Source organism: Roseovarius sp. EC-HK134 (assembly GCF_902498815.1).
GTDB classification, from domain to species: Bacteria; Pseudomonadota; Alphaproteobacteria; order Rhodobacterales; family Rhodobacteraceae; genus Roseovarius; species Roseovarius mucosus_A.
In genome coordinates this window covers 73,067-97,427 of the sequence record NZ_LR701529.1, presented here as the reverse complement: position 1 = coordinate 97,427, position 24,361 = coordinate 73,067, and the positions used below count along the sequence as shown (strand labels likewise).

Sequence of the window (24,361 nt, the reverse complement as noted above, 5' to 3'; positions counted from 1 at the left end):
CGACTCATCAGGACATCGACACGGCCACGGCTATTTCAGAGACCGCCGGTAAACGTGTCGAGAAGGTTGACAGGGTAGTGCTGGAATGCCTAACGTATGTTAGTTATGTAATTTGCGAAAGAAAAGCCTTGCCGGATACCACGATGAGCGAGACCAGCAAGACCCCGCGCAACGTGGTGGGCCGCGAGGGCGTGCTGAATGTTGCCGCGCGACTCTTCCGCGAACAGGGCTATGGAGCGGTGTCGCTCAGAAAGATCGCCGAGGCCGCAGGGATCAAGGCGGGCAGCATCTACTACCATTTCGGCTCCAAGGATGAGATCGTCGCGGCCGTTCTGGATGCAGGTATTCAAGTCGTTCACGAGAGCATGCGCCAAGCCGTTTCCGCGTTGCCCGAGGGCACCGGTGCCGAAGCGATCCTGAGAACCGCAATCGGAGCGCATCTGCGCGCGCTTCTCGATGCAAGCGATTATTCTTCGGCCAATGTGCGCATTTTCGGGCAGGTGCCGCAATCCGTCCGGGATGCCAATCTGCCCACCCGCCGCGCCTATGAGGCCGAATGGGACAACCTGTTGTCCTGGCTTCAGAATACCGGCGCGCTGAAAGCTGGCCTCGACATTCGCCGCCTGCGCCTGATGCTGATTGGCGCGTTGAACGCCACGCTTGAATGGTTCGACCCAGATCGCGGCAGTGCAGATGCGTTGTCGCAAACCTATGCCGATGTGTTCCTCCACGGAATACTCGAAGAACAGGAGACCTGACCCATGGCGCGCCTTGAAACAGCCGTGCTGACCGCATCAGAGATCTACGCACGCAATCACCAGGCGCAAAGCGCGCGGGTCGAGACGCTGCGCGCGCGGATTGCCGAGGCCACCTCGGGCGGACGCCCCGATATGGTGGAACGTCACCGCAAACGCGGCAAGCTCCTTGTGCGCGAGAGGATCGACCTGCTGGTGGATCCGGGCACGGCGTTTCTGGAACTGTCGTCGCTCGCGGCCTACGGGCAATACGGCGGCGAGGTGCCTGGTGCGGGGATCGTGACCGGCATCGGCATCGTTCATGGGCTGCCCTGCATGGTGATCGCCAATGACGCGACGGTGAAGGGTGGCTCTTTTTACCACGAGACCGTGCAGAAACACATCCGCGCCCAGGAAATCGCGGCGGACAACCGGATGCCCTGCCTGTATCTGGTGGATTGCGGCGGGGCCTATCTGCCGGAACAGGATCGGGTGTTTCCCGACGCCCGCCATTTCGGCAATTCCTTCTATCGCCAGACCAACATGTCGGCCAGCGGGCTGCCGCAGATCTCGGCGGTGTTCGGGGGCTGCACGGCGGGCGGTGCCTATATCCCCGCCCTGTCGGACGAGGTCATCATGGTGCGCGGCAACGCCCGCATCCATCTGGGCGGACCCTCGATCGTCAAGGTGGCGATCAACGAAGAGGTCGATGGCGAAACGCTTGGCGGTGCCGAAATGCACACGCGCGTCTCGGGCGTGTCCGACCATCTTGCCGAGGATGAATACCATGCGCTGGCGCTGATGCGCGACATCGTGGCCGAGCTCGGCCAATCGCGCCCGATGCAGCCCGACGCAGCCCCCGCGCCGCCCGCACATGATCCCTCCGAATTGCCCGGCATCATCAGCGCCGACCGCAAGGAGCCCTACGACATGCGCGAAGTTCTGCTGCGCATGATCGACGCGGGCGAGTTCCGGGAATTCAAGCCCGGCTGGGGCGAGACGCTGGTCTGCGGCACGGCGCGCATCCATGGCTATCGCGTCGGCATCCTGGCCAATAACGGCGCGCTTCTGTCGGACAGTTCACTCAAGGGGGCGCAGTTTGTTTCGATGTGCGACCAGCGCAATATCCCGCTTTTGTTCCTGCACAACATCTCGGGCTTCATGGTCGGGACAGAGGCCGAGCGCGGCGGCATCGCCAAGGACAGCGCCAAGCTGGTCTATGCCATGTCTGTGGCCAAGGTGCCGCGACTGTCGGTCCTGCTGGGTGGCTCTTACGGCGCGGGCAATTACGGCATGTGCGGGCGCGGCTTCGGGCCGGATTTCCTGTTCGCATGGCCCACGGCAGAACTGGCCACTATGTCGGCCGATATCGCCACCAACGTGATGCTGGAACTGCGCCGCCAGAAAGGCGGCGACCCTGACCGGATGCAGGCCGACATGGCCCGGATCGAGGCGCAGGTGCGCGCCCAATATGGCGAACAGTCCGATCCATATTATGCCACGTCGCGGCTTTGGGATGACGGGCTGATCGAACCTGGCCAGACCCGCGACATCCTTGGCCTGTGCCTGGCCATCGTAACATCGGTGCCAGGGGCAGGGCGCCATACACCCGTATTCAGAATGTGAGGCAATGACATGACGACGACGTATGAAACCCTCCTGATCGGGACCGATGCGCGCGGTGTCGCCACCGTAACCCTGAACCGACCCGAGAAACACAACGCCCTGAACGGCACGCTGATTGCGGAACTGCATGATGCGGCGGGGCGGCTGGCATTCGCCGACAATGTGCGCATCGTGGTTTTGACTGGCGTCGGCAAAAGCTTCTGCGCCGGAGGGGATTTCAACTGGTTCGCCTCGAATATAGAAAAGACCCGCGCCGAGCGGGTCGCGCAAAGTGCGACGCTTGCGCAGCTTTTGCACCGGCTCGACACATTGCCCAAACCGCTGATCGGGCGGATCAACGGCCCGGCCTATGGCGGCGGGGTCGGCATGATATCGGTTTGCGACTATACGATCAGCACCGAAGAGGCGCGGTTCGGCCTGACCGAGGTGAAACTGGGCCTGCTGCCCGCGAATATCTCGCCCTATGTGGTCGCCCGCATCGGCAAGGTTCATTCGCGCGAGACCATGCTTTCGGGCGCCCTGTTTGACAGCGCGCGCGCCGAACGGATCGGGCTTCTGACTGAGGTCGTGGCCCCCGACGCGCTGGACGCTGCCGTTGAACGGGTGGTGCATGATCACCTTCAGGCTGCACCCGGTGCCGTGGCCGATACCAAGGCGCTGATCGCCCATGTCGCGGCGCATGACCTGAAAACCAACATGATCTACACCGCCGACCGGCTGGCCGATGCCTGGGAAACCAGCGAAGGGATCGAGGGCATCAACAGCTTTCTTGCCAAAGGCAGCCCGTCATGGCGCGTGAAATGAGCTTTACTCGCGTCCTCATCGCCAACCGGGGCGAGATCGCCCGGCGCATCCAACGCGGGTGCCGCAAGCTGGGGCTGGAAAGCGTGGCGGTGTTCTCCGTAGCCGACCGCGACGCGCCGTTTGTGGCAGAGGCGGATCACGCCATCTGTATTGGCGGGGCCGCGCCATCTGACAGTTATCTGAACATCGAGGCCATCCTCGGGGCCGCGCACGCCACGGGCGCGGGTGCGGTGCATCCCGGCTATGGATTTCTGTCCGAAAACGCCGATTTTGCGGCGGCGGTCGAAGCTGCGGGGCTGGTCTTTATCGGGCCGGAACCCGACGCCATCGCTCAGATGGGGTCCAAGATCGCGGCGAAGGCCGCCGCCGAGGCCGCTGGCGTGCCCGTCCTGCCCGGCTACCGCGGTGCCGATCAGTCCGACGCGCGACTGCTGCAAGAGGCCAAGGCGCTCGGCACGCCGTTCCTGGTCAAGGCCAGCGCCGGCGGCGGCGGGCGCGGCATGCGCCTTGTCACCGATATGGCCGACGCGCCCGAGGCGATCGCCTCTGCCAGGGCCGAGGCGCAGGGCGCATTCGGCGATCCGGCGGTATTCCTGGAACGCTATGCCCCCCGCGCCCGCCATGTCGAGGTGCAGGTGCTGGGCGACACAAACGGCACCGTGCTGCACCTGGGCGACCGCGACTGTTCGCTTCAGCGCAACCACCAGAAGCTGATCGAAGAGGCCCCGGCCCCCGATCTGCCGGACGATCTGCGCGAGGACATGCGCGCCGCCGCCGTGCGGCTTGCGCAGGCGATCGGGTACCGCTCTGCCGGGACGGTGGAATATCTTTATGACCCCGAGCACGCCGAGTATTACTTTCTTGAGATGAACACCCGCCTTCAGGTCGAACATCCCGTGACCGAGGCGATCACCGGGATTGATCTGGTGGAGTGGCAATTGCGCATCGCGCGGGACGAGGCGCTTGGCTTTGCGCAATCCGATCTGCGCTTCGACGGCCACGCCATCGAGGTGCGCATCGCCGCCGAAAACCCGGCTGAAAACTACCGCCCCGAAACCGGCACGATCACGCTTTGGGCGCCGCCTTCGGGCGTTCGGCTCGATACCGGCGTCAGTGAGGGCTCGGTTGTCGGCCACCATTACGATTCCATGCTGGCCAAGCTGATCGTCCATGCCCCCGACCGGGCAACGGCGATCCGCGAGAGCGTGGCCGCGATCAATCGCTTCGCCGTGGGCGGGGTGGGGGTGAACCTCGCGTTTCAGCGCGCCTTGCTGATGCATCCCGATTTTGCCGCGCTCCGGCATCATACCGCCGGGCTAGCCGAGCTGTTTCCAGACGGATGGACACCCCCCAAACCAGATGCGCAAAGCCGCGCGCTGGCAGCACTGGCCCTGCATCTGAATCTGGCGCCAAAGACCGGCAACTCCCCGTGGCAAACGCTGGGCGCATGGCGCCTGACCGCGCCTGCGGGTCGACCGGGTGCGGCATATTATTGGGCCTTGGGCGATGACGATCCGACCCGCGTGGCGGGCGATGCAACGAAGCTGGCAGTGATATTGCCCGACGGCGCCCATTTGGCGATTGCAGCGCCCGACCTGGCCGCCAATCGCCTAACCGGGCGCATCGACAGTACCCCCTTTGCCCGCACCGCGCATCTGCGCCGCGCCAAAGATCACTGGCAGGTGCATCTGTCCGCGCCCGACGGCATGGCCACCTTCGGGTTTGAAACGCTGGCAGACCGCCACCTGCAACGCGCCTCGGAACAGGCCGGGGGGGCAGACACCCTGCGTGCGCCGATGCCCGGTGCCGTGGTCGAACTGCGCGTCGCGCCCGGCGACCGGGTGGCGGCCGGCGACACGCTGGTGGTGCTTGAGGCGATGAAACTGCTGCAGAGCCTGACCGCCCCCGTTTCGGGCATCGTAGCTGAAATCTACTGCGCCGCCGGCGATACCGTCGCCGGGCAAGCGCCCCTTGTAAAACTCGATCCGGAGGAAATCCAATGACCAAGCATGGCATGACTGATGCGGCCACAGGCCCGTTCAGTGAAGACCTGAACATGATCCGCGCGCAGCTGCGCCGGTTCATCGAAACCGAAGTGACGGCCAAGGCCGAGCCTTGGGAAAAAGACGGCATGGTGCCGCGCGACGTGCTGCGCCGGATGGGCGATCTGGGCGTGCTGGGCATGCGCTATGACGAGCAATATGGCGGCTCAGGGCTGAATGTGATGTCCAGCGTCGTGCTGGCCGAGGAAGTGGGGCGTTCCACCTTCGGCGGGTTTTCGGCCACGGTTCTGGTGCATACCGACATGGCCTCGCCGCATCTTGAAAACGCCGGCTCACCCGAACAGAAGGCGCGCTGGATGCCGTCGATCACCTCGGGCGAAAAGATCGCTGCGGTGGCCGTGACCGAACCCGGCGCCGGGTCTGACGTGGCGGGGATGCGCACGCGCGCGGTGCAGGACGGATCGGACTGGGTGATCAACGGCACCAAGATGTTCATCACCAACGGCGTGCATGGCGACATCTATTTCGTTGGCGCCAAGACCGACCCGGACGCCAAGGGATCGCGCGGGATCACCATGTTCGCGGTTGAAAAGGGCACGCCCGGATTCTCGGTCGGCCGGGCCTTGAACAAGACCGGCTGGCTGTGCTCGGACACCGCCGAGTTGATTTTCGAGGATGTGCGCATCCCGGCAGAGAACGTGCTGGGTGAGGTCAACCGGGGCTTTTATTCGGTGATGAAGAACTTCCAGAACGAACGGATCGTGCTGGGCGCCATGGCCTGCGCCGAGGCGCAGTCCGCACTGGAAATGACTGTGGATTATGTCAAGCAGCGCAAGGCTTTCGGTGGTGTGCTGTGGGACAAGCAAACGGTGCGCCAGCGGCTGGCCGATTGCCAGACCCGGATCGAGGCGGGACGCCAGCTTATCTATCACGCCGCGTCACTGGATGCCGCGGGCCGCGATTGCGTCAAGGAAGTATCGATGGTCAAGGCCTATTGCGGCGAGCTGGTGAACAGCGTGCTTTACGACTGTGTCCAGTTCCATGGCGGTATGGGCTATATGCGGGAAACACCCGTGGAACGCATGTCGCGCGATGCCCGTGTCCAGGCCATCGGCGGCGGTGCCACCGAGGTCATGCTCGAAGAGGTCGCCAAGCGGATGTGACCTCACCATTACAAAAACCATATCAACGACCAGCTGACACAAGGACTAACGACATGAATTTGGAATCCACTCAACGCCAAGCGATCGCAAGTCTGTCCCGAGAGTTCGCAACTATACTCATCGGCACCATTCTTCTGACACTCTCCGCGAAAATCTTGGTGCCTTTCTACCCGGTTCCGATGTCGACCCAATCCCTAGTAGTCCTGGGCCTTGGACTTTTTCTGGGTCCGGTTCGCGGTGGTCTTGTTGTAGTAATCTACCTTCTGGAAGGCGCGCTTGGCCTTCCGGTTTTCGCTGGCACGCCTCCCGCGCCGGCCGGATTGGTCTATATTGCCGGCCCCACAGGCGGATACTTGATTGGGTTCGCATTCGCAGCGGCTGCCGCCGGATGGATGGTTCAAAAGTTGAGAGGGTTTCAGCCTGCATTCAGAGCAACTGTCGCTGTACTTTTCGGTTCTGCACTTATGTATTGCGCAGGGCTGTTATGGTTGGGCGGCTTTGTCGGCTATGGAGAAAAATTGCTGAACGTCGGGCTTTACCCGTTCCTGCTTGGAGATCTGGCCAAGGCGGCAATTGCTGTGGTGCTGTATACAGGGTTCCACAATCGGGGCCGTGTTTGAACGCTGGGCTTCGTTGCTTTGTTCCAGTGCCGGGTTTGACCGACGCTGGAAACCAGCCTGAGGATTCCGAATCTATGCAAGAGCAAGAGGCGGAGCTGCATGATCCGGATTGTTCGCAGTCAATACATGGTCGTAAAGAATGACAAGAAACAACATGTTTTACTCTGAGCCTGACCCTCCTCGTGCGCATGGCGTAGAGGTGGCCGAGGGAATCCTAAGGATCGTTGCGAACAATCCCGGGAAGATGACCTATCACGGGACGAATAGCTATATCATTGATACTCCTGACGGTCGGTTCATTATCGACCCCGGTCCAGCAGAAGACAGTGCACATTTCGAAGCAATCGTCGAGAATTTGGGAGCCAACCCAGCCGGAATTCTCCTGACACATCACCATTCCGATCATTTCGGGGCCGTGCCGGCATTGCGCGAACGCACAGGTTTGCCGGTTTATGTTTCGCGGGCATTTCCTGACGATGCGTTTGAACCTGACGGGTTCTTGGAAGACGGACAGGTGGTCGCTGGTCTCACTGTCCTGCACACACCTGGTCATGCGAGCGATCACCTCTGCTTCGCGAGGCCGGATGGAGTGCTTTTCACGGGCGACCACGTGATGAGTTGGAACAGTTCGATCGTCAGCCCCCCTGACGGCAACATGCGCGATTACTGCGCCCAGCTTCAGCGGCTCATTGAGCGCGACGATAAGATCTGCCTGCCGGGGCACGGACCCGAACTCCGCGACCTGAGACCTTACGCCCAACGGTTGCTCGCCAATCGAATGCGTCGGGAGGCAGAAATTCTCGCGCACCTCTCGAATACCTCCGATTCGCTCCAGAATATTGCCACTTCGGTCTACAGGAAGTCCGACCCGCATATTGCATTGGCCGCCGAACGGAACGTTGCGGCGCATCTGGAGAAGCTTCTTTCAGAATCGCGGGTGATTCAGGACGAAGGGATTTGGAAAGCCACTTAACATAACTATCATTACCAGTTTTCAGCGCGTTTTTGGGCAAGTTAAGTTGCGGGTTGGAAACTTTACCTCACCCCATTTCGCCGTTTTTGCAGAGCCGCAATACTTGCATCGACGTCCAGCCTTCCAGCCTTGGCCCGCCGGATTATTTCTCGCATCAAACCACCCGGATTGCGCACAGGATATATCGGGTGATCTCGTCCAGCATCGACCAGAAGAAGGCAGAGTGCCAATCCGTGGTCGCCCAAGGTGCTCTGACCCTCAAACCAGACTGACGGATGGATATCGAGCATCGGCAATAATTGCCAGGCGGCCTCAATGATGTCGCGGTCTCTGAGGGGTCGGCTTTGTTCCCGGCGGGCATCAAGCAGCATGCGTAGCCCGTCACCTGCAATGTCGTAAAGGGTCTCAGGCGTCAGAGTGCGTGGCGCGGGGCAGGGAGGAGATGGCGCCGCCTCATTATCTGCAAATGCCTCGCGTTTTGTCGAGTTATCCACAGCAGAGGGCTCTTCTACATTTTGAATTTCTTCCTTGGTGTTCTGTGTAAAGGGCCGGAAGTTTTCCGCTGGTTCGCCGGAAGAAAGTCCATGCTTTTTGAGCCAGTCGTCGATGCGGTCGCACAACTCGGAACTTGCCTTCAGGTGGGCGGTAAGCCGGTCCAAACCAAGACGGCTCAACTTATCGCTGCGTGGCCAGCTTGCGAAACTAGCAAGAATATCTGCGACCTCCGGATCCTCGATAGCCGACGAGGGCAGGGCGGAGATGGCCCGCTTCATGTGCCGCAGACGCAGTGATCGAAGATCCCTTAAAGCGCGCAAATGCTTCCGTTCCGCGCGGAGCCGATCGCGAAGGGCTATGAACTCCTCCAGGCGCGCGATCAGCGGCGTGAGGATCAAGCCGAGACCGGCGCGACCAAAGCGGGCCCCGTTGGCGGCGACGCGTTTCACGATCAGGCCGAGCCTCGCCAGCGCAGCCTCATCCGTTCGCAACTGGCGCGACGTCTTGCCAAGTTCGACCGCTGCGAGGTCTTGCGCCCCAAAGAACACCGGCTCTCGGTGCGGGGAGATCCAGTCGGAGGCGCGGGTGCGCCCGATGATGTAGTTCAGCACCGCGAGGCGCGCCGGGCGCAGACCGATATGTGGGGCTATCTCCGAGAGAAGCGCCATGACAGCGCCTTTGGTCCAGCCTTCCGGCAAGGCCGGGTGGTTTCGAATGGAGTTCAAATCTTGTCCTTTTCAGTATGGGACAAGGCCGCAACAGGGCATCCGCATCCCGGCAAGAGATGCGTTTTTTCGTTGCCTTGACTGTCGGGGCTGCTAGAACAGAGCCACAAGGTGAGTTGATCTGTCGGAACGCCAATTCCGTTGTTCTTGGAGCCCCTCGCATGGTTGCCGCCTTGCGGGGGTTTCTCTTTTTCGGGTGAGGGTTCCTTCTGTCAGGGGTGTGGGTCAGTAATTGACCTGCTCAGAGCCGTAAGTGCCCTCGTGATCTTCCCAGTCGACAAAGACAGCTCGGGCCCGGATGCTCGGGCAGGTGGCTCCAAAACCCTCGTCGCCCTGAAATGCCGGTGGTAGTTCACCCGGGGACGCGATCCGCCATCGAAACTGTCCGGTGCTGTCGTAAGAACCATGCCGGATCAGGTCCGTGCGTCGACAATGCTCGCCTTCGCCAACCACCCCCTGGGACAAAGAAGCGTCAAACACATCAATGGAGCGGATGAAGGCAAAGGCGGACCCGCTGACATCGATATCAGCCCCGCGCCCGACGGCCTGCGCGAGATGGAGCATCTCCATTTCGGGTACCTGGGACACTGCTGGCCCGGGATCGAACCCCGCCAGCCTGTAAAGGCGCGCGACCGGGGCCGGCGTTTCAAGCGCCGCGTGCATCGGACAGCGCCAGATCTGCAGTGGTGGCTCGACTGGCCAAGGCGTGATCCGGCGAATGAACTCCGCGCGCGCCCGCGCACAGGGAACCGATGCAGGCCAGCCGCCTGCGAGGCACAACAGGATCGCGCAGTCGATCTGGTAGCCTTGTGCGGCAGCGGGTTTGGCAGCGAGCGGTGTGAGCCCGATCGCGAGCATTGCGGTCGTTGACAGAAACCACCTCATGACAGAGCACCGCCGCTAACCTTTTGGCGCATAATAAGACTTATGTTAATTGTGTCATAATTACTGACATATTTTGCGCGTCGTTTCATTGGAACATCTCCTGGTAAGCGTCAAGCACAAGACGGACTTCGGCCTGCGCGGAAGCTGATGCTGCGGCGAGGCAATTCAGATAGGTTTGTGCTTCAAATTACTGACATATTTTGCGCGTCGTTTCATTGGAACATCTCCTGGTAAGCGTCAAGCACAAGACGGACTTCGGCCTGCGCGGAAGCTGATGCTGCGGCGAGGCAATTCAGATAGGTTTGTGCTTCATCGAAGTAGGTGTTGAACTCGGCTCTGATGTCGTCGCCATACTCCTTCAGGAGCGCAGGCGAGGCCGCGAGCTCCGGCCGCAACGGCGTCACGCAATCCATCGCCTGCGTCTCGGCATGTGCCGGGAGCGCAAGGACGATGAATGTGCTATATGCCAGCAACCGCGACATCTGGTGGTCTCCCGACAATCTGGGGGCGAATCGTGTGCTCGACCTATCACCGAAAAAATATCACAATCAATCAAAAGATATCTATTGACCATGTTATATGTCTTACGCTACGTCGCCGCATATCTTGCAACATGCACTGTTTGAAGCGGTGCAAAAGCAGGTTACTTCCGTAGGAACTTCTTTCCTTCGGAGGCAAAATGGCAGGAACAAAATATCCCGTGATCCTAACATCGCACATGCAAGAGGCGATCGAGGGTGGGGCATGGATCGAGGTGGAATGCGTCGAGGCCCCGGAAAAGGGCGGCAATACGCATAGGGGTGGCTGGACGGTTTTCGTCTGCTCCAATGACGGTCAAGGCGGTGTGCACCGGTCGGTCTATGTGACCAACCGGGATCTGAAACCACGCGTCTTCAAGACCGCTGCAGGGCTCATGAGCTTCTGCCTGGAGCTGGGCGCAAAAGTATTCAGCTGCCCTCTCCGGGAAGGTGAGAGAGGCACGTGGGAGTTTGAGACGACAAGGTATCCTGGCAGCGGCTAGCCTCGTTTTCTGGGGGCTTTCAAGCCCTTCCTCCCATGCACAATCCGTTATCGATCTCGATGCTCCAGACCGTGTTGGCCGTCTGACCAGCAGCGTTCTCGACTTCGCAAGACCTCAACCCGAGCACAGCGACGTTGTCGCACGTTCTCAGGCCGCTCCTCTTGAGTCACAACGCCTTTCCCCGTCTCGGACCCCATCGGGTCGTCCCGTTATCGAGGCTATGATCCTCGATGTGGGGTCGGTCTATGCGGACCACCCGGCCCTGCGCCGGGCGGGCATGACCTCTCGCGACTGGGTGGCCTTTTTTCGCGCCAACATCGCTGTTGAAAGCGCGTTTGACCCAGGCGCGCGGTCGCATGTCGGTGCAATCGGGCTTGGGCAGTTGATGCCGGACACCGCGCGTGTGCTTGGCGTCGACCCGCATGATCCTGAGCAAAACCTGCATGGGTCCGCCCGCTACCTGCTGACACAACTTGATCGTTTCGGCACGCCGCAGCTTGCGCTCGCGGCCTATAACGCCGGGCCCGAAGCCGTGGCGCGTCACGGCGGTGTGCCCCCCTACCGTGAAACCCAAGGCCATGTCCGCAAGGTCATGGCCGTCTATGCCCAATCCATCGGAGACCAGACATGAAACGCATCGATTATACCCCGGCAACCTTCTTGGCCGTGCTTGTACTGGCCGCCAGCCCGGCCGTCGCGCAGGATCTCAGCCCGGTCTCCGACATGATCGACACGGTCGTTGACGCCGTGACAGGTCCCATCGGGCGCGGCCTAGGCGTGCTCGCGCTCGTGGGCTCCGGTGTCATGATGTTTTTCGGGCGGCTCAACTGGCCGATCTTCGTTGCCGTCTTTGTCGGCGTGGTTCTGATCTTTTCGGCCGAGACCATCATCGACGGCTTTGCGGCTCCTTGATCTGATCTGCGGCAGAGACCCACATGCGCGACACACCACTCTTTCTGGGGCTGACCAAGCCGCCACGGATATTCGGTCTGCCGATCGGATATTTCGTGGCACTGGTCTTTGCATCCGTGATCCCTTTCATTCTGGTTGACGACATGCGGTTTCTCCTGGTGTTCATCGTTGGCTACCCGCCGCTTTGGCTGGTCGCTGACCGCAATCCACATCTGTTTCAGATTTTGAACGTCGTGATGTCGCGCACCCCGCGAACGAGCGCGCGATCAGATGAGGGGGGCGATCTCTATGTCGCGTGAGTTTCGGGGGTTNTCGGATATTTCGTGGCACTGGTCTTTGCATCCGTGATCCCTTTCATTCTGGTTGACGACATGCGGTTTCTCCTGGTGTTCATCGTTGGCTACCCGCCGCTTTGGCTGGTCGCTGACCGCAATCCACATCTGTTTCAGATTTTGAACGTCGTGATGTCGCGCACCCCGCGAACGAGCGCGCGATCAGATGAGGGGGGCGATCTCTATGTCGCGTGAGTTTCGGGGGTTTCGTGCCAGCAGTGCTGTTCGGGACGCGCTCGGGGACAAGGCCTGGAAAGCCGAGCGTCTTGGGCGCCATCTTCCCTATATCGCTGCAGTGCGTGACAATGTCATCCTGACACGGCAGGGCGATCTGATGGCGTCGGTGACGCTGGACGGGATCGACAGCTTCACCAGCGACGACGCGCGGATCGATGAGATCAGCGAAGGCTTTGCCCGGATCGTCGGGCAGTTGGGGGAGCGTTTTGGTTTCCACATCAACAAGGTCTCGCGCCCGGACGTCCTGGACCTTGCCCCTCCAGACGGCATGCCTTTCGCGACTGCTGTAGACGCCGCCTGGCAAAGAAGCCTGCGCGCCCGCGATCTGAAAGCCCGTACCCTGATGTTGACGGTTCTTATGCGTCCGTCGATGCCGCAGGCCTTCTCGAAGGTTCTGGGCGTCCTTGGCGGCGGCCGCGATTTCCAGAAGGACATCGACACGAGGATTGTTGCCCTGGAAGAGGCCATGACGCTGCTCATGGCGATGTATTCCGGCGCGGGTGTGGCGCGACTTACGGTCTCAAGCGGGGATTGGCTTGCGCTGTTGGCCGCGGTTCACGGACAGGGCTACGCCAAGATCATCGCCGCCCCCGGGCAACTGTTGGCTGATACGATGAGCAATTTCGACGTCAGCTTTCAGGGCAAATCCATGCGGCTGGAAAGCGGTGGACGCTCAAGATACGGCGCGATCTTCGGGATGAAATCCTATCCAAGCCGCACCTGGCCAACCATGCTTGACGCGCTGGAACTGCCCTATGACATCACGATCACCAATTCCTTCACGCCGCGGCGCGCCAATGAGATGGTTGAGCGCATTCAACGTACCTTTCGCCAGCGGGGTGCCTCCGAGGATGCCGGCGTCAGCCTGACTGAGCAGTTGATCGAAGCCGCCGACGCCGTGGCATCCGGCCGCTCGACGTTTGGGACACATCATGCCTCCGTGCAGGTGTTCTGTGACAGCGCTGAGGAACTGGAACAGGCAGCCTCCGAGATCTGGCGGGCGGGGCAAGAGACCGGTGCCGTTCTGGTCCGGGAATCCTGGGCCGCAAAGGCGCTCTATTTCGCGCAGGCGCCCGGGAACTGGGCCTACCGGATCCGTGACGGGATCGTTTCGTCGCAGAATTTCGCGGAACTCGCTGCCTTTCACAAAACAAGACCGGGGCGGGAGCCGGAGGCCAGCCCATGGGGCAAGACGATCACGGCCTTCCCGACCGTGACCTCCAGTCTCTACCGGTTCAACTTTCACGAAGCCGGGCGCCGGACCGATGAGCCAAGCGTCGGGCACACGCTGGTTCTGGGCCGCACCGGGTCTGGCAAGACCCTCGGCACGGCGTTTCTCATGGCGCAGGCCCGCAGAGTGGGTGCGCGGGTCATCGTTTTCGACAAGGATCAGGGGTTGGAGATGGCGATCCGCGCTTTGGGTGGCAGCTATAGTGAAATCAAGGTGGGCGAGCCCACTGGCTTCAATCCGATGACCACGGAGACCGATGCGCGAGGGGCCGCCTGGCTGACAGATTGGCTCGGCGACATTCTGGCCCGCCACCGTCCGCTTGAGACGGTTCAGACCGTCGCACTGAATGAGGCAGTCCGTCAGATCATTGCAGCGGAGCCGGAGCTCAGAACATTCGACGGCTTGGCAAGCCTCGTGGCCTCTACCGATGACGACGGTGATCTGGTGTCCCGCGTACGAGAATGGACGCAAGCCGGCCGGTATGGATGGCTTTTCTCAAGGCCCAGTGCCCAGTCGATTATCATTGGCGAGGATGTCCTTGGTCTCGACATGACCGAACTTCTGGACCAGGACGCGGAACGCTCCGCCCTGCTCGCCTATCTCTTCCGCCGTATCGAGCGCGTGATCGAGGATCGCAGACCAACGATCATCGTGATCGACGAGGCCTGGAAAATGTTGGCTGACGATATCTTCGTCAAGCGCCTCCATGACTGGCTGGTTACCATGCGCAAGCGCAACTGCGTGGTGATGATGCTGACCCAGACACCGGGCCATCTGGACCAAAGTTCGGTCGGCCAGATCATCGCGGAAAGTGTGGCCACCCAGATACTGTTTCCCAATCCACGGGCAAATCCGGAGGATTACGGCATCCTGCGCCTGAACGCGCGCGAGGCGGAGTTCCTCGCAAGCCCGACAGCCGGGTTGCGGCTGGCATTGATCCGCTCCGGCGCCGACAGCGTGTTCGTCAATACCGATCTCGCAGGCCTTGGCGGTCTGGTCACTGTTCTTGGTGGCGGCAAGACCGGCGAGGAAAAAGCGCCTGCCGATTGGCGCAACAAAGAAGACTTCTGGAAGGACATGATGTGAAGGCACGATTTTTTCTGTTGGTCGCCATGACGGCCCTGAGCGCTTGCGACGGTGCATCAACAGGCGTGCGATCGCCATGTTTCAAGCGGCCTGCGATGGCGTTCTCGGCCCCTGCCCCCGACCTTGTTCCGCGGAATGCGCATTGTGATTTCCAGAGCTTCTAGAATGGCGATTCCGTTGGCCTTGGGTCTTGGCTCGCTTGCCGCCGCGCAGGGCGTGCCCGTGATCGATGGCTCCAACCTTGCCCGGGCCGTATCTCGCGTTGAGGAACTTGCGCGCGACGCCTTGCGCCAAGGCCAGAAGCGCGATGCCCGTCAGGAACAAGCGGACATCTATCAAGAGCAACGTGAAGCCTACGCGCGTTTTCTTGAGGAAACCACCGGTGTCACCGATCTGAGTGGATTCGAGGCTGGTGGACCCGGCTGGGCGAGCGCTGCAGAGACCTACCCGGCTGAGGAAGATCATCCTGATGCCGAGCGGCTCTTCGGCGAACCCAGCGACGTCGAACGCATGATCATCACGGTGGCGCGGCGCTATGAGGGTCATCCAGGTGTTGCAGCCGCCGGGCTGACGCCACTGACATGGCGGATCCTGTTTCAATCCCTGATCAAGCAGGAAAGTCGTTTCAACAATGCGGCCGTCTCGCCCGTAGGTGCGCGCGGCTTTTGTCAGCTGATGCCGGGCACAGCAGCGGATCTCGGTGTGAACCCACATGATCCTTGGGAAAACCTCGACGGTGGCGCACGCTATATTCTCACGCAACTGAGCCGCTTCGGTCGGATCGACCATGCTCTGGCGGCCTATAATGCAGGCCCCGGGCGTGTCTTTGAGTATGGCGGCGTGCCGCCATTCGAGGAAACCCAGACCTACGTTCGGCGCATCAACGGCTATTACAACAACTATCTAAGCACCATCACCGGCGTCGACATGACGGGGTCACTAGCGGGCGTCGATGGCGCCTCGGCCGCCTGGGGCAACTGGGCGGATGCCTCAATCGGCTATGGCACCTACATGGGCACCCAGATCGATCAGGCCATGACCCGGATCGCGGCGCTCTTGCGTGAAGACCCGCCCGAGAACGCAAAAGAAGCGCTGGACCGCTCCACCTACATGCTGGCCGAACGGGCGCGGCTCATGGCACTGACCCTGCGTTTGCGCGCGGCCCACGTGAAAGTCGATGCGGCACAAGGTTTGACCGAGGCCGCCGATCACCTGGAGCAATCCACTTTCTGGAGGTATTCCGATGAGGGCTGACACCCGCCTTGCCGCTATTCTTGTCGCGGGCACGCTCCTGGCGGTGCCCCTCCCCCCAGCCGTCGCTCAGGGTGTGCCTGTAATCGATGGATCAAACCTCGCGCAGAATGTCGAGCAGCTGCAGGCCGCGCTGCGCGATGCGGAAAACCAACTCCAGCAAATCGAGGAATTGCGCACCCAGATCCAGCGCCTCACCGATATTCAAGGCCTGCTTGATGACGTCCTGGGGTCAATTACCGGCCTGAACGAGATCGCCGCGCTTTACAACGGCGTGGAGGACCTGCGTGCCCGGGCCCAGAAGATCACCGATCTATCGGGTTTCATGAACAGCCTGTCACTCGGGGATTTTGACAGCCTGCTGGACGATCTGCTCGATGGCGACGTCACAATGGGTGAGCGCCGGGCCGCCGATGCCATGCGCGAGACCATGGCCAGTGCGGGGTTCACCTCGGAAAAACTCACCGAGCTGAACGACGCCGGGACCCCGCAAGGTGCCGCCATAGCCGATCTGGCGGCGGCCAATGCCATGGTCATCGGGCAAGCCCAGATTTCCTACGAGGAAGCCGCACAGAGCATTGAACGGATCGATGGGTTGGTGGAAGCGATCGGCGATCAGGAAACGTTGAAGGAATCGATCGATCTCAACACGCGGATGGCCGCCGAGACGAACTTCATGCTGGGCCAGATGTGGCGCCTGAATGCCGCCCAAGGCTTGGCGCAGGGTCAGAACGGCATCGATTTCGCGGCCGAGCAGGCCCGCACACGCTCCTTTTTTGATTTTTCCGGCGCGGAGGATTGACCCTTGAACACTTCACTCGCAGCACTTGCCGTTTTCATCGCCCTCGCAGGCAATGCCTGGGCCGAAGGCCCGCAAGACATGCCCGACGATACGTTGCTCGGAGAGGTCGTCATTGCAACCGAAACCGGAGAGGAAGACCGGCTTCTCAAGCTGATGCGTGAGGTAAAGGCGAGGGGGCTTTTGATGTTCCCGAAGCCGCAAGCCTGCTCGCTCACCTATCCGGACACGGAATTCTTCAGCAACGAGATTTTCCGCGGGGCGGTTCGATGGGGCTTTGGCACCGACCTGCGCGAGCTTGCCATATCGCAAGGTTTCTGCGGCTGCATCTATGATCTCGGATCGCTGGACGACTACACGCAGGCGCGTGTCGGAAAGACCCCGGAAGAGCTTACTGCAGCAGATTTCAACGCATTGCGTCGGTATCGCAGCGGCGAATGGGTCGATATCGACCAACGCCATGCGGCATTTCGCAAAGAAAGCTGCGGCGACTGATGGCCATCATTGCCGAGGTTCTTGCCATGGTGGATGCGACCGTGGCTGGTGTCGCAGCCGACACCTATGGCGATACGGTCGCCGCCGTGCGTCCTGTCGTGCGGTCCGCGTCGGTGTTGGTAGCAGCGCTCGTCGGTGCAAACCTCGTTGTGCAGACGGTTGAGCTTTCGCGTGCGACTATCGTCGCTCTTGGGTTGCGGCTCGTGCTGGTGAATGTGTTCCTGACCTTCGCCAATCTCTCGGTCCCCTATGACGCTTTGACAAACGCCCCGGCCGAACTTGGGGCCGGGATCCTCGATTCCCTCTCTGGGGGCAGTGTCGGAAATCTCTACGACGGCATCGACGATCTCTATTCCCAAGCCCTGAATGTCGGACAGGCGATCAGCCAGAATGGGGGCTGGCTTGCCGGAGCCATGACCAGCGTGATCATGTTCCTCGTAGCGGCCGCCATGGCGACGATCACCATCATTGTTCTATCTGCCGCCAAGATCATGTTGGCGGTCTTGATCGCCATCGCCCCGTTGGCTGTGGCCTGCACATTGTTCAAGCAATCGGCGCCGATCTTCGAGGCCTGGGTCAAACTCGCCATCGGATTTGCCTTCGTGCCGCTATTCGTTGCTGCCATGGCCGGGTTCACCATTGCCACCGGAAATGCAGTTGCGCCAGAGGAGCTCAACAGCGTTGAAACGCTCGGGGACGCGATCTCTTTTGTCGTGGTGATGATGATCGGCACCGGTCTGATGTTGCTCGTGCCGACGTTCGCCCAAGGGCTTGCCGCCACGAACATCGGCCTCGCGTCGATCGGTGCAAATGCCGCGCGGATGCCCGGAAATGCGTTGCGCAATACCGGTGCCGCGATCCGGGGCGGCGATGACATGCGACGGGGCTTCAACGCAGGGCTTCAGGGACAAGGCGTCTCTGACCGATCCTCCAGCGTGGCCCGTGCCGGCAGCTATGCGGGCAGTGCGGTCGCGCTCGCCGGAAAGATGAAGAAGGGATAGCCATGAGTGATTTCGATATCGATTTGGTGATGGGTCCGCGCCGGGCCGCGCGCGCCGCATGGATCGTTGCGGGCTGTTCCTGCGCCATCACCGTGCTGTTGGCCCTGACCATCACGGTCATGTTGCCCCTGCGCGAAACCGAAGTGTTTACCGTCCTCGTCGACAGCACCACAGGTGCAGCCGAACGCATCTACCAGGTGAAGCCAACCGGTATCACCGATGAGGAAGCGATCAAGGAATCCCTGCTTGTGAGCTATATCAGTGACCGCGAGAGCTATTTTCGGGCCGGTATTCAGGAACGGCTCGAAAGTGTCCAGCGGCGTTCCAGTGGGCCCGCCCGCGCCTCGCTGATCGAACTCTGGACCACGGGGTCCGAGAATTACCCGCCGCGCAGCTATGGCGCGAATGCGCAGGTCGATGTCCGCGTGCGGGCGATCACCTTCCTGCAGGACGACGTGGCCCAGATCCGGTTCGACAAGCGCCTCACCCGGCCCAACCAGACACCGGTTACGCAGACGTTCATCGCCACCGTCGGGTTTGAGTTTGCCCCCCGTCGCGAACGCTCCCTGACACGCGTCTGGGAAAATCCCCTTGGCTTCTCGGTGACAGCATACCGGGTCGACGCCGAAACACTGACACGAGAATAATTCATGAAAACCTTTCTGCTTGCCACTGCAATCGTCACCGGGTTGCTCGCAACGCCTGCCCTGGCTGAGCGCGCGCCGGTCACCATGGGACAGGACGCCCGCGTTCGTCACGTCAACTTCAACCCCACGGATGTGATCCGGATCGACACCCACCTTCGGGTAAACACGTCAATCGAACTCGGTCCCGGCGAACGGATCAATCAGGTCCTCATCGGGGATTCCGCGTCCTATGAAGTTGAGGTTCTGTCGAACCGCAATACGATCTCGATCAAGCCTGTCGAAGCACGGGCCGCGACAAACCTGACGATCTATACCAACCGCCGCGCTGTCGCCTTCTATCTGACAGAGGGACGCACACGGACACAGTCTTTCCGGATTGTCGTAAACTTTCCCGACGAGCGACCCGCAGGGCACCTGCTTGCGGCTGGGGGCCGTGATACCGGCTATCAATTTGCGGGAGGCGGTGCGATCCGCCCGGTGCGGGTCTGGAATGACGGGCGCTCGACCTTCTTTGAATTCCGGCCCGGCGTGCGGCCCTCGATTTTCGGCTTGAATGCCCAAGGCTACGAGATCACCCAGAACAGCCAGACCAGAGGCGCGGTCGTGCGGGTTACAGGCGTGCGGAACGCCTACACCATCCGTATGGGCGAGGATCATATCTGCATTATCCGCGAGGCTGGTGGATTCACCACCGAGGCTGCCGCCGTGGCCGCCTTGCGTGGGCGGGAGTTCTGATCATGTCCGAAAAACAGATCCCGGAAAAGGAATACAGTTTTGCGCCAAAGCGGCGCGCATCGCTCGGGCTGAGGCTTGGTCTGGGTGCGCTCCTCTTGGCGGGGACCGCCATCATTGCCTACCCGCTTGTGCAAGGCAGCGGGGTGACTTCGGCCGTTGAGACATCGAAAGCCGATGACTTTCAGGATCAGGTCGACGGGGACGGGTTTGGCCGCATGACAGCCGAAGCGGAACCGACCGAACCACGATCGGAGCCCCGATTCGATCCCGGCCCGATCGAGGATGAACTCGCGGCGCAGCGCCTGGCGCTGGAGGAGCAGAATGCCAAGCTTGCGCGCGACGTGGTCGCCCTGCAAGCCCAGTTGGAAAGACTGGCGGAGGCTCCTGCCCCCGACAATTCCGGTGAGCTGGCTGACGCGCTGCGCTCGGTTCAGGAACAGAACGCTGCGCTCATTGCCCAACTGCAAAGCGAGATGGACACGCGATTGGCAGAAGCCGATCTGGTGGCACAAAAACGGATTACGGATGAGGTTGCCGCGCGCGCACGTGTCGCCGACGGCCGGATGGAGCAGTTGATGGAGCAAATTCTCGGCCTGCAGCGCCAGAACGACGCCCTGCAACAGCAAATAGACAGCGGCATGAGTGACGCCCTGCGCGCGCAATCCGAGCGGGACCAACTCGCCGCCGAGGAAGCCGCGCGACGGGCCGAGCTGGAGCGTCGGCGGGCCGAGGCGGCGGCGCTGCGCGACACACAAATCCGGTCCGAGGGGGTGATTTTTGACACGGGCGTCCAGACGGGCAGTCCGGCATCCGACCCCGAGACGGGTCCGGCGATCGGGGATGCCGCCGCGCGCGCCTTCGTGTTGGAGGGGGCCCAGCCCGTTCAAGTCGCGACTGCGGAAGTCATCGCCAATCCTTCCAACACGGTTCTGCAGGGCACGCTCATTCATGCGTCCCTGGAAACCGCCATTGACTCCACATTGCCCGGACAGATCACGGCCATCGTGAACTATCCGGTCTGGAGCTTCGATCAGTCCCGCGTTCTCATTCCGGAGGGCTCCCGCCTCTTCGGGACGTACAATTCGAATGTCTCTTTGGGTCAGGCCCGCATTCTGGTTGGCTGGTCACGCATCGTCACACCCGAAGGGCAATCGGTGCAACTCGCCGCATTCGGTGCGGACGATCAGGGCCGTTCTGGCGTAACGGGCTCCGTAAACTCACGTTTCGGTTTGCGTTTTGGCACAGCCGCATTGCTGTCGATCATCGGCGCAGGGCCGGCAATCGCCGCGTCGGAAGCGAACTCCGACACCGGCACAGACGTCGCCGAGGGTGTCGCGGGCAGTTTCACCCAGACCACCGATGCCGTGATCGGCGAATACGCCAGCCTGCCGCCGATTGTTTCGGTCCAACCGGGGGCTGCGATCAGTGTGATCGTTGACCGTGATCTCGAGTTCTATTGATGAACCAGGCGGCAGAAAAAACCAGTTTTCTTGCGACCTATCTGAAACCGCTGACTGCACCGCTTTGCGATCCCGCCATCGTCGAAATCGCCATTAATCCTGATGGAAAGGTCTGGGTGGAAACCCGGGGAGCTGAGCATATGGTTGAGTTCATGGGCGTGTTCTACTCCCCTGCCAAAGCTCGGGATCTTGCCACGTCGATTGCCAGCGCCACGCACGGACAGATCAGCGAGAAAAAGCCGCTGGTCTCCGGCAAGATCGAGATGAACGGCAAGCCGATCCGGGCACAGGTCGTCTATCCACCGGTCGTGGATGGCGGGCCGTCGATCACCCTGCGCCGCTATAGTGAAGACCAACTTACCTTGGGCGACATCGGTCTGTTGCACGGTGCACTGATAGACCTGGACGCCGAACGACAGGCAAAAGCTGAACGGGTGATCGCGCTGACCCAGGCGGGCGATATTCGAGCCGCCATGAAACTCTGTATCGACGAGCGGCTGAACATCATGATCAGCGGCGGGACATCCACGGGCAAAACGACCTTTGCCCGGGCGCTTCTCGCGCTGGTGACCGAGACGGAGCGTATCGTGACCATCGAGGACGCGTTCGAGCTCTTCCCGCCACAACCCAATCGCGCGATGCTCAAGGCTGATCGCATCCCCTCAAGTGAACGCACCGCAGCCAAGTTGCTCGAGACATCCTTGCGCATGCGTCCAGACCGGATCATTCTGGGTGAGTTGCGCGGCGATGAGTGCAAGACATTCCTCGACGCGATCAACACCGGCCATTCCGGCTCATTCACCACGATTCACGCAGATACCGCGCAGAAGGCGCTCGACCGCCTTGCCCTTATGGTCATGTCCGTGGGCATCAACATGAGTTTTGAGGAGGTACGGCGCTATGCCGCGTCCAGCATCGATGTCGTGGTGCAGCTTGGGCGGACGGACGGGCGGCGCGGGGTCGAACAGGTGTGGCTGCCGGGCAGCTCAAATCCCTGAAGAGATCTGCGGGTCTGCGTCGGATGGGGCCTGCATCCGCAAATGCGTTATAGCGCAACGGCTTATTCGGTCAACGGAAAGCAATCGGTTTACCGGTTGTCACGGTCAACCAAAAAATATAGGTTTACCGAGACCGTAACTCGGAGGCCAACATGGCGAATCTAAGCTCAGTGGCACGCTCTGCCTATGGCGACCTCTTGCGTCTTCTGAAGGACGACATGGTCGCCAATGTCCGCGGCTCGCTCGTCACAAAGGAGCGTGGCGGCAAGACCTACTGGTACGCGGCTGAGAAAATCGGCCGCGATGTGAAGTTCTGGTATATTGGTCCGGACAGCACTGAGACGCGCACTCGCGTGGACCGCATGAACGACCTGCGCGAGCAAGCATCCGAGCGCAAGCGCGAACGCGCCCGCCTCGCGCGTCTGCTGCGCGCCGAAGGTATGACGCCGGTCGACCGGGGCACAGGCGGTCTGCTGCTTGCCATGGCCAAGGTCGGAACGTTCCGGCTGGGCGGCACCCTGGTCGGCACGAATGCCTTTCGCTTCATGGAGGGAGAACTGGGCGTCACCCTCCCCCTTGGCAGCGTGGCCAACACCGGTGATGTCGACATCGCGCAATTCGAGCGTCTGTCCGTTGCCCTGCAAGATGCCGTCGAGCCATCCCTAGCTCAGACATTCCCGGCGCTCAAGTTCGATCCCGTTCAGGGCCTTGACCGCGACAGTGTCTGGCGCTGGCGACAAAGCGGACAGACCGGCATGATGATCGAATTCCTGACACCATCTTTTGATGCCGAAGAAGGCATTCGCGATCTCCCTGCCCTGGGCGTCAAGGCGCGGGCCCTGCATCATTTGAACTACCTGATCTCGGACCCGATCCACGCCGTTGCACTCTATCGGGATGGAATCCTTGTGCAGATCCCCAGGCCTGAGAAATTCGCAATCCACAAGCTGATCGTCGCGGATCGCCGCCGCGACGGGCCCAGGTCCTTCAAGGCCGATAAGGATCGCCAGCAGGCCGCATTCATTATTGAGACCATGGCTGAGGATCGCCCGTCCGACCTCTGGGACGCTTACACCGACGCAATGGCGCGCGGCCCCAGGTGGCGTGAGAGGATTGAACGGACGCTGAAACGCATGCCCGGCGCACGTGAGATGCTGATGGGGTGCGAAGCGGGGTAGCGCGGATATCCACGATATGCAGGAATAGTGGTTTTTCGGTCCAGCTTCACAGATCAGGTTGCGCGTGCGTGCGCCTTGAACCAAACGCACATGTAGCCTTCAGAGACATTTGCCTTGACTTTGCCAGACATGTCGCTTACAGCTACATAATGAAGCAGATCAGCTATACGAAAGCCGCGATCAAAGCGTTGCGCCGAATGCCTGTGAACACTGCCACGTTGATCCGCTCCAAGATCGAGGTCTATGCGCAAGACCCAGGCTCGCAGGCCAATAATGTGAAGTCCCTCAAGGGGCGAGAGGGCGTTCGGCTACGGGTAGGCGATTGGCGCGTTATCATGGATGATCAGGGCAATGTCCTGGCTGTTCTGGATATCGGACCCCGCGGCGGCATCTATGACTGAAAGGACATGACATGAACGAGATGGTAACGATCCCCCGCGAGGAATATGACCGCCTGCAGGCTGCGGCTGAGGATCTGGCGGATTTGCAGAGCTTTGACCGTGCCAAGGCAGCGCTGGCGGCGGGAGAGGAACAGCTTGTGCCTGCGCAATTCGTAAATCGCCTGCTGAATGGCGAGCGCGCCCTGCGCGTCTACCGGGATTGGCGTGGCCTGACACAGGCAGCGCTGGCCGCAAAGGCAGGCGTCAACCGGGTCACAGTGGCCGAGATCGAAACCGGACGCAAACAAGGGTCGGTCACAACCCTGCGAGCCTTGGCGGATGCCCTCAACGTTGCGCTCGACGATTTGGCGGAATAAGGCGCAGCCCTTTCCTGGCGCTATGGCGAGACCGAACTTCAGTTGGGAGCGGGCATCGCGTCCGCATCTTCCAGGGACGAGAGAAAACTTGCCAGAAGAAGAACCTGCTCGTTGGTCAGCTGTGCTGTTGCAGATAGGATAGGTGAAATCGCCTCCACTTCGGCGAGTTCCATCAGATGCTCACCGCTCTCTG

At 61.1% G+C, this 24,361-nt stretch carries 27 protein-coding genes and 1 pseudogene; 24 read left to right on the top strand and 4 right to left on the bottom strand.

Features of this window, described 5'->3' with window-relative positions; translation table 11 throughout:
- Nucleotides 1–143: 143 nt before the first annotated feature.
- The 7 genes from GC127_RS00495 (at nucleotide 144) to GC127_RS00465 (ending at nucleotide 7,923) form a co-directional block, all read left to right on the top strand.
- Complete coding sequence (locus GC127_RS00495; RefSeq protein WP_009819967.1) at nucleotides 144–758, top strand: TetR/AcrR family transcriptional regulator; 615 nt, start codon at nucleotides 144–146, stop codon at nucleotides 756–758.
- Between the two features lie 3 nt (nucleotides 759–761).
- Nucleotides 762–2,360, top strand: a complete 1,599-nt coding sequence (locus GC127_RS00490) for an acyl-CoA carboxylase subunit beta (RefSeq protein ID WP_009819966.1) — start codon at nucleotides 762–764, stop codon at nucleotides 2,358–2,360.
- Between the two features lie 9 nt (nucleotides 2,361–2,369).
- Complete coding sequence (locus GC127_RS00485) at nucleotides 2,370–3,164, top strand: crotonase/enoyl-CoA hydratase family protein (protein WP_009819965.1); 795 nt, start codon at nucleotides 2,370–2,372, stop codon at nucleotides 3,162–3,164.
- A complete protein-coding gene (locus GC127_RS00480; RefSeq protein WP_151975944.1) occupies nucleotides 3,149–5,167 on the top strand; it encodes a biotin carboxylase N-terminal domain-containing protein in 2,019 nt (672 codons plus the stop codon). Before GC127_RS00485 ends, GC127_RS00480 begins: the two co-directional genes overlap by 16 nt.
- The gene (locus GC127_RS00475) at nucleotides 5,164–6,330 is read left to right on the top strand and encodes an acyl-CoA dehydrogenase family protein (RefSeq protein ID WP_009819963.1); all 1,167 of its coding nucleotides are present in this window, start codon (nucleotides 5,164–5,166) and stop codon (nucleotides 6,328–6,330) included. The genes GC127_RS00480 and GC127_RS00475 overlap by 4 nt, the downstream gene beginning before the upstream one ends.
- 53 nt (nucleotides 6,331–6,383) lie before the next feature.
- Complete coding sequence (locus GC127_RS00470) at nucleotides 6,384–6,950, top strand: biotin transporter BioY (protein WP_151975945.1); 567 nt, start codon at nucleotides 6,384–6,386, stop codon at nucleotides 6,948–6,950.
- 199 nt (nucleotides 6,951–7,149) lie between these two features.
- Nucleotides 7,150–7,923 (top strand): MBL fold metallo-hydrolase, encoded by a 774-nt coding sequence (locus GC127_RS00465; protein WP_254656511.1) that lies wholly within the window; start codon nucleotides 7,150–7,152, stop codon nucleotides 7,921–7,923.
- A gap of 62 nt (nucleotides 7,924–7,985) precedes the next feature.
- Here the strand turns inward: GC127_RS00465 and repC are convergent, their stop codons facing one another.
- The 3 genes from repC to GC127_RS00450 form a co-directional block, all read right to left on the bottom strand.
- Complete coding sequence (gene repC / locus GC127_RS00460; RefSeq protein ID WP_302848645.1) at nucleotides 7,986–9,116, bottom strand: replication initiation protein RepC; 1,131 nt, start codon at nucleotides 9,114–9,116, stop codon at nucleotides 7,986–7,988.
- A gap of 252 nt (nucleotides 9,117–9,368) precedes the next feature.
- Nucleotides 9,369–10,028 (bottom strand): hypothetical protein, encoded by a 660-nt coding sequence (locus tag GC127_RS00455; RefSeq protein ID WP_151975947.1) that lies wholly within the window; start codon nucleotides 10,026–10,028, stop codon nucleotides 9,369–9,371.
- A gap of 212 nt (nucleotides 10,029–10,240) precedes the next feature.
- Complete coding sequence (locus tag GC127_RS00450; protein WP_151975948.1) at nucleotides 10,241–10,510, bottom strand: hypothetical protein; 270 nt, start codon at nucleotides 10,508–10,510, stop codon at nucleotides 10,241–10,243.
- A 197-nt stretch (nucleotides 10,511–10,707) separates the two neighbouring features.
- Between GC127_RS00450 and GC127_RS00445 the strand changes: the two genes are divergently transcribed.
- The 17 genes and pseudogenes from GC127_RS00445 (at nucleotide 10,708) to GC127_RS00365 (ending at nucleotide 24,168) form a co-directional block, all read left to right on the top strand.
- Complete coding sequence (locus tag GC127_RS00445; RefSeq protein ID WP_151975949.1) at nucleotides 10,708–11,049, top strand: hypothetical protein; 342 nt, start codon at nucleotides 10,708–10,710, stop codon at nucleotides 11,047–11,049.
- Nucleotides 11,050–11,293: 244 nt separating this feature from the next.
- Nucleotides 11,294–11,680: pseudogene (locus GC127_RS00440) on the top strand (lytic transglycosylase domain-containing protein); the annotation flags it as partial.
- Nucleotides 11,677–11,961, top strand: coding sequence for a TrbC/VirB2 family protein (locus GC127_RS00435; protein ID WP_080457406.1), 285 nt, complete (start codon nucleotides 11,677–11,679; stop codon nucleotides 11,959–11,961). The pseudogene GC127_RS00440 and the gene GC127_RS00435, both read left to right, overlap by 4 nt.
- A gap of 23 nt (nucleotides 11,962–11,984) precedes the next feature.
- Nucleotides 11,985–12,260, top strand: a complete 276-nt coding sequence (locus tag GC127_RS00430; protein ID WP_080457405.1) for a type IV secretion system protein VirB3 — start codon at nucleotides 11,985–11,987, stop codon at nucleotides 12,258–12,260.
- 24 nt (nucleotides 12,261–12,284) lie between these two features.
- Complete coding sequence (locus tag GC127_RS23300) at nucleotides 12,285–12,488, top strand: VirB3 family type IV secretion system protein (protein ID WP_151992543.1); 204 nt, start codon at nucleotides 12,285–12,287, stop codon at nucleotides 12,486–12,488.
- The gene (locus tag GC127_RS00420; RefSeq protein WP_199861137.1) at nucleotides 12,478–14,847 is read left to right on the top strand and encodes a VirB4 family type IV secretion system protein; all 2,370 of its coding nucleotides are present in this window, start codon (nucleotides 12,478–12,480) and stop codon (nucleotides 14,845–14,847) included. Before GC127_RS23300 ends, GC127_RS00420 begins: the two co-directional genes overlap by 11 nt.
- Before the next feature lie 165 nt (nucleotides 14,848–15,012).
- Entirely contained in the window at nucleotides 15,013–16,101 is a 1,089-nt protein-coding gene (locus GC127_RS00415) for a lytic transglycosylase domain-containing protein (RefSeq protein WP_199861138.1), read from the top strand.
- On the top strand, nucleotides 16,091–16,900 hold the full coding sequence (locus tag GC127_RS00410) for a type IV secretion system protein (protein WP_151975953.1): 810 nt from the start codon (nucleotides 16,091–16,093) through the stop codon (nucleotides 16,898–16,900). The genes GC127_RS00415 and GC127_RS00410 overlap by 11 nt, the downstream gene beginning before the upstream one ends.
- A 3-nt stretch (nucleotides 16,901–16,903) precedes the next feature.
- Nucleotides 16,904–17,392, top strand: a complete 489-nt coding sequence (locus tag GC127_RS00405) for a hypothetical protein (RefSeq protein ID WP_151975954.1) — start codon at nucleotides 16,904–16,906, stop codon at nucleotides 17,390–17,392.
- Nucleotides 17,392–18,393, top strand: a complete 1,002-nt coding sequence (locus tag GC127_RS00400) for a type IV secretion system protein (RefSeq protein WP_199861139.1) — start codon at nucleotides 17,392–17,394, stop codon at nucleotides 18,391–18,393. Before GC127_RS00405 ends, GC127_RS00400 begins: the two co-directional genes overlap by 1 nt.
- 2 nt (nucleotides 18,394–18,395) lie before the next feature.
- Nucleotides 18,396–19,040 (top strand): virB8 family protein, encoded by a 645-nt coding sequence (locus GC127_RS00395; protein WP_151975956.1) that lies wholly within the window; start codon nucleotides 18,396–18,398, stop codon nucleotides 19,038–19,040.
- Between the two features lie 3 nt (nucleotides 19,041–19,043).
- Nucleotides 19,044–19,775 (top strand): TrbG/VirB9 family P-type conjugative transfer protein, encoded by a 732-nt coding sequence (locus GC127_RS00390; protein WP_151975957.1) that lies wholly within the window; start codon nucleotides 19,044–19,046, stop codon nucleotides 19,773–19,775.
- Between the two features lie 2 nt (nucleotides 19,776–19,777).
- Nucleotides 19,778–21,235, top strand: a complete 1,458-nt coding sequence (locus tag GC127_RS00385) for a TrbI/VirB10 family protein (protein ID WP_151975958.1) — start codon at nucleotides 19,778–19,780, stop codon at nucleotides 21,233–21,235.
- The gene (virB11, locus tag GC127_RS00380; protein WP_151975959.1) at nucleotides 21,235–22,233 is read left to right on the top strand and encodes a P-type DNA transfer ATPase VirB11; all 999 of its coding nucleotides are present in this window, start codon (nucleotides 21,235–21,237) and stop codon (nucleotides 22,231–22,233) included. Before GC127_RS00385 ends, virB11 begins: the two co-directional genes overlap by 1 nt.
- A 197-nt stretch (nucleotides 22,234–22,430) precedes the next feature.
- On the top strand, nucleotides 22,431–23,411 hold the full coding sequence (locus GC127_RS00375) for a GSU2403 family nucleotidyltransferase fold protein (protein ID WP_368074198.1): 981 nt from the start codon (nucleotides 22,431–22,433) through the stop codon (nucleotides 23,409–23,411).
- 149 nt (nucleotides 23,412–23,560) lie between these two features.
- Nucleotides 23,561–23,812, top strand: a complete 252-nt coding sequence (locus GC127_RS00370) for a type II toxin-antitoxin system RelE/ParE family toxin (protein WP_151975960.1) — start codon at nucleotides 23,561–23,563, stop codon at nucleotides 23,810–23,812.
- An 11-nt stretch (nucleotides 23,813–23,823) separates the two neighbouring features.
- Nucleotides 23,824–24,168 carry a helix-turn-helix transcriptional regulator gene (locus GC127_RS00365; RefSeq protein ID WP_151975961.1) on the top strand — a complete coding sequence of 115 codons (345 nt, stop codon included), beginning with the start codon at nucleotides 23,824–23,826 and terminating at the stop codon, nucleotides 24,166–24,168.
- A gap of 38 nt (nucleotides 24,169–24,206) precedes the next feature.
- Here the strand turns inward: GC127_RS00365 and GC127_RS23200 are convergent, their stop codons facing one another.
- Nucleotides 24,207–24,341: a hypothetical protein gene (locus GC127_RS23200; protein WP_302848592.1), complete on the bottom strand. Its 135-nt coding sequence runs from the start codon at nucleotides 24,339–24,341 to the stop codon at nucleotides 24,207–24,209.
- Between the last annotated feature and the right edge of the window lie 20 nt (nucleotides 24,342–24,361).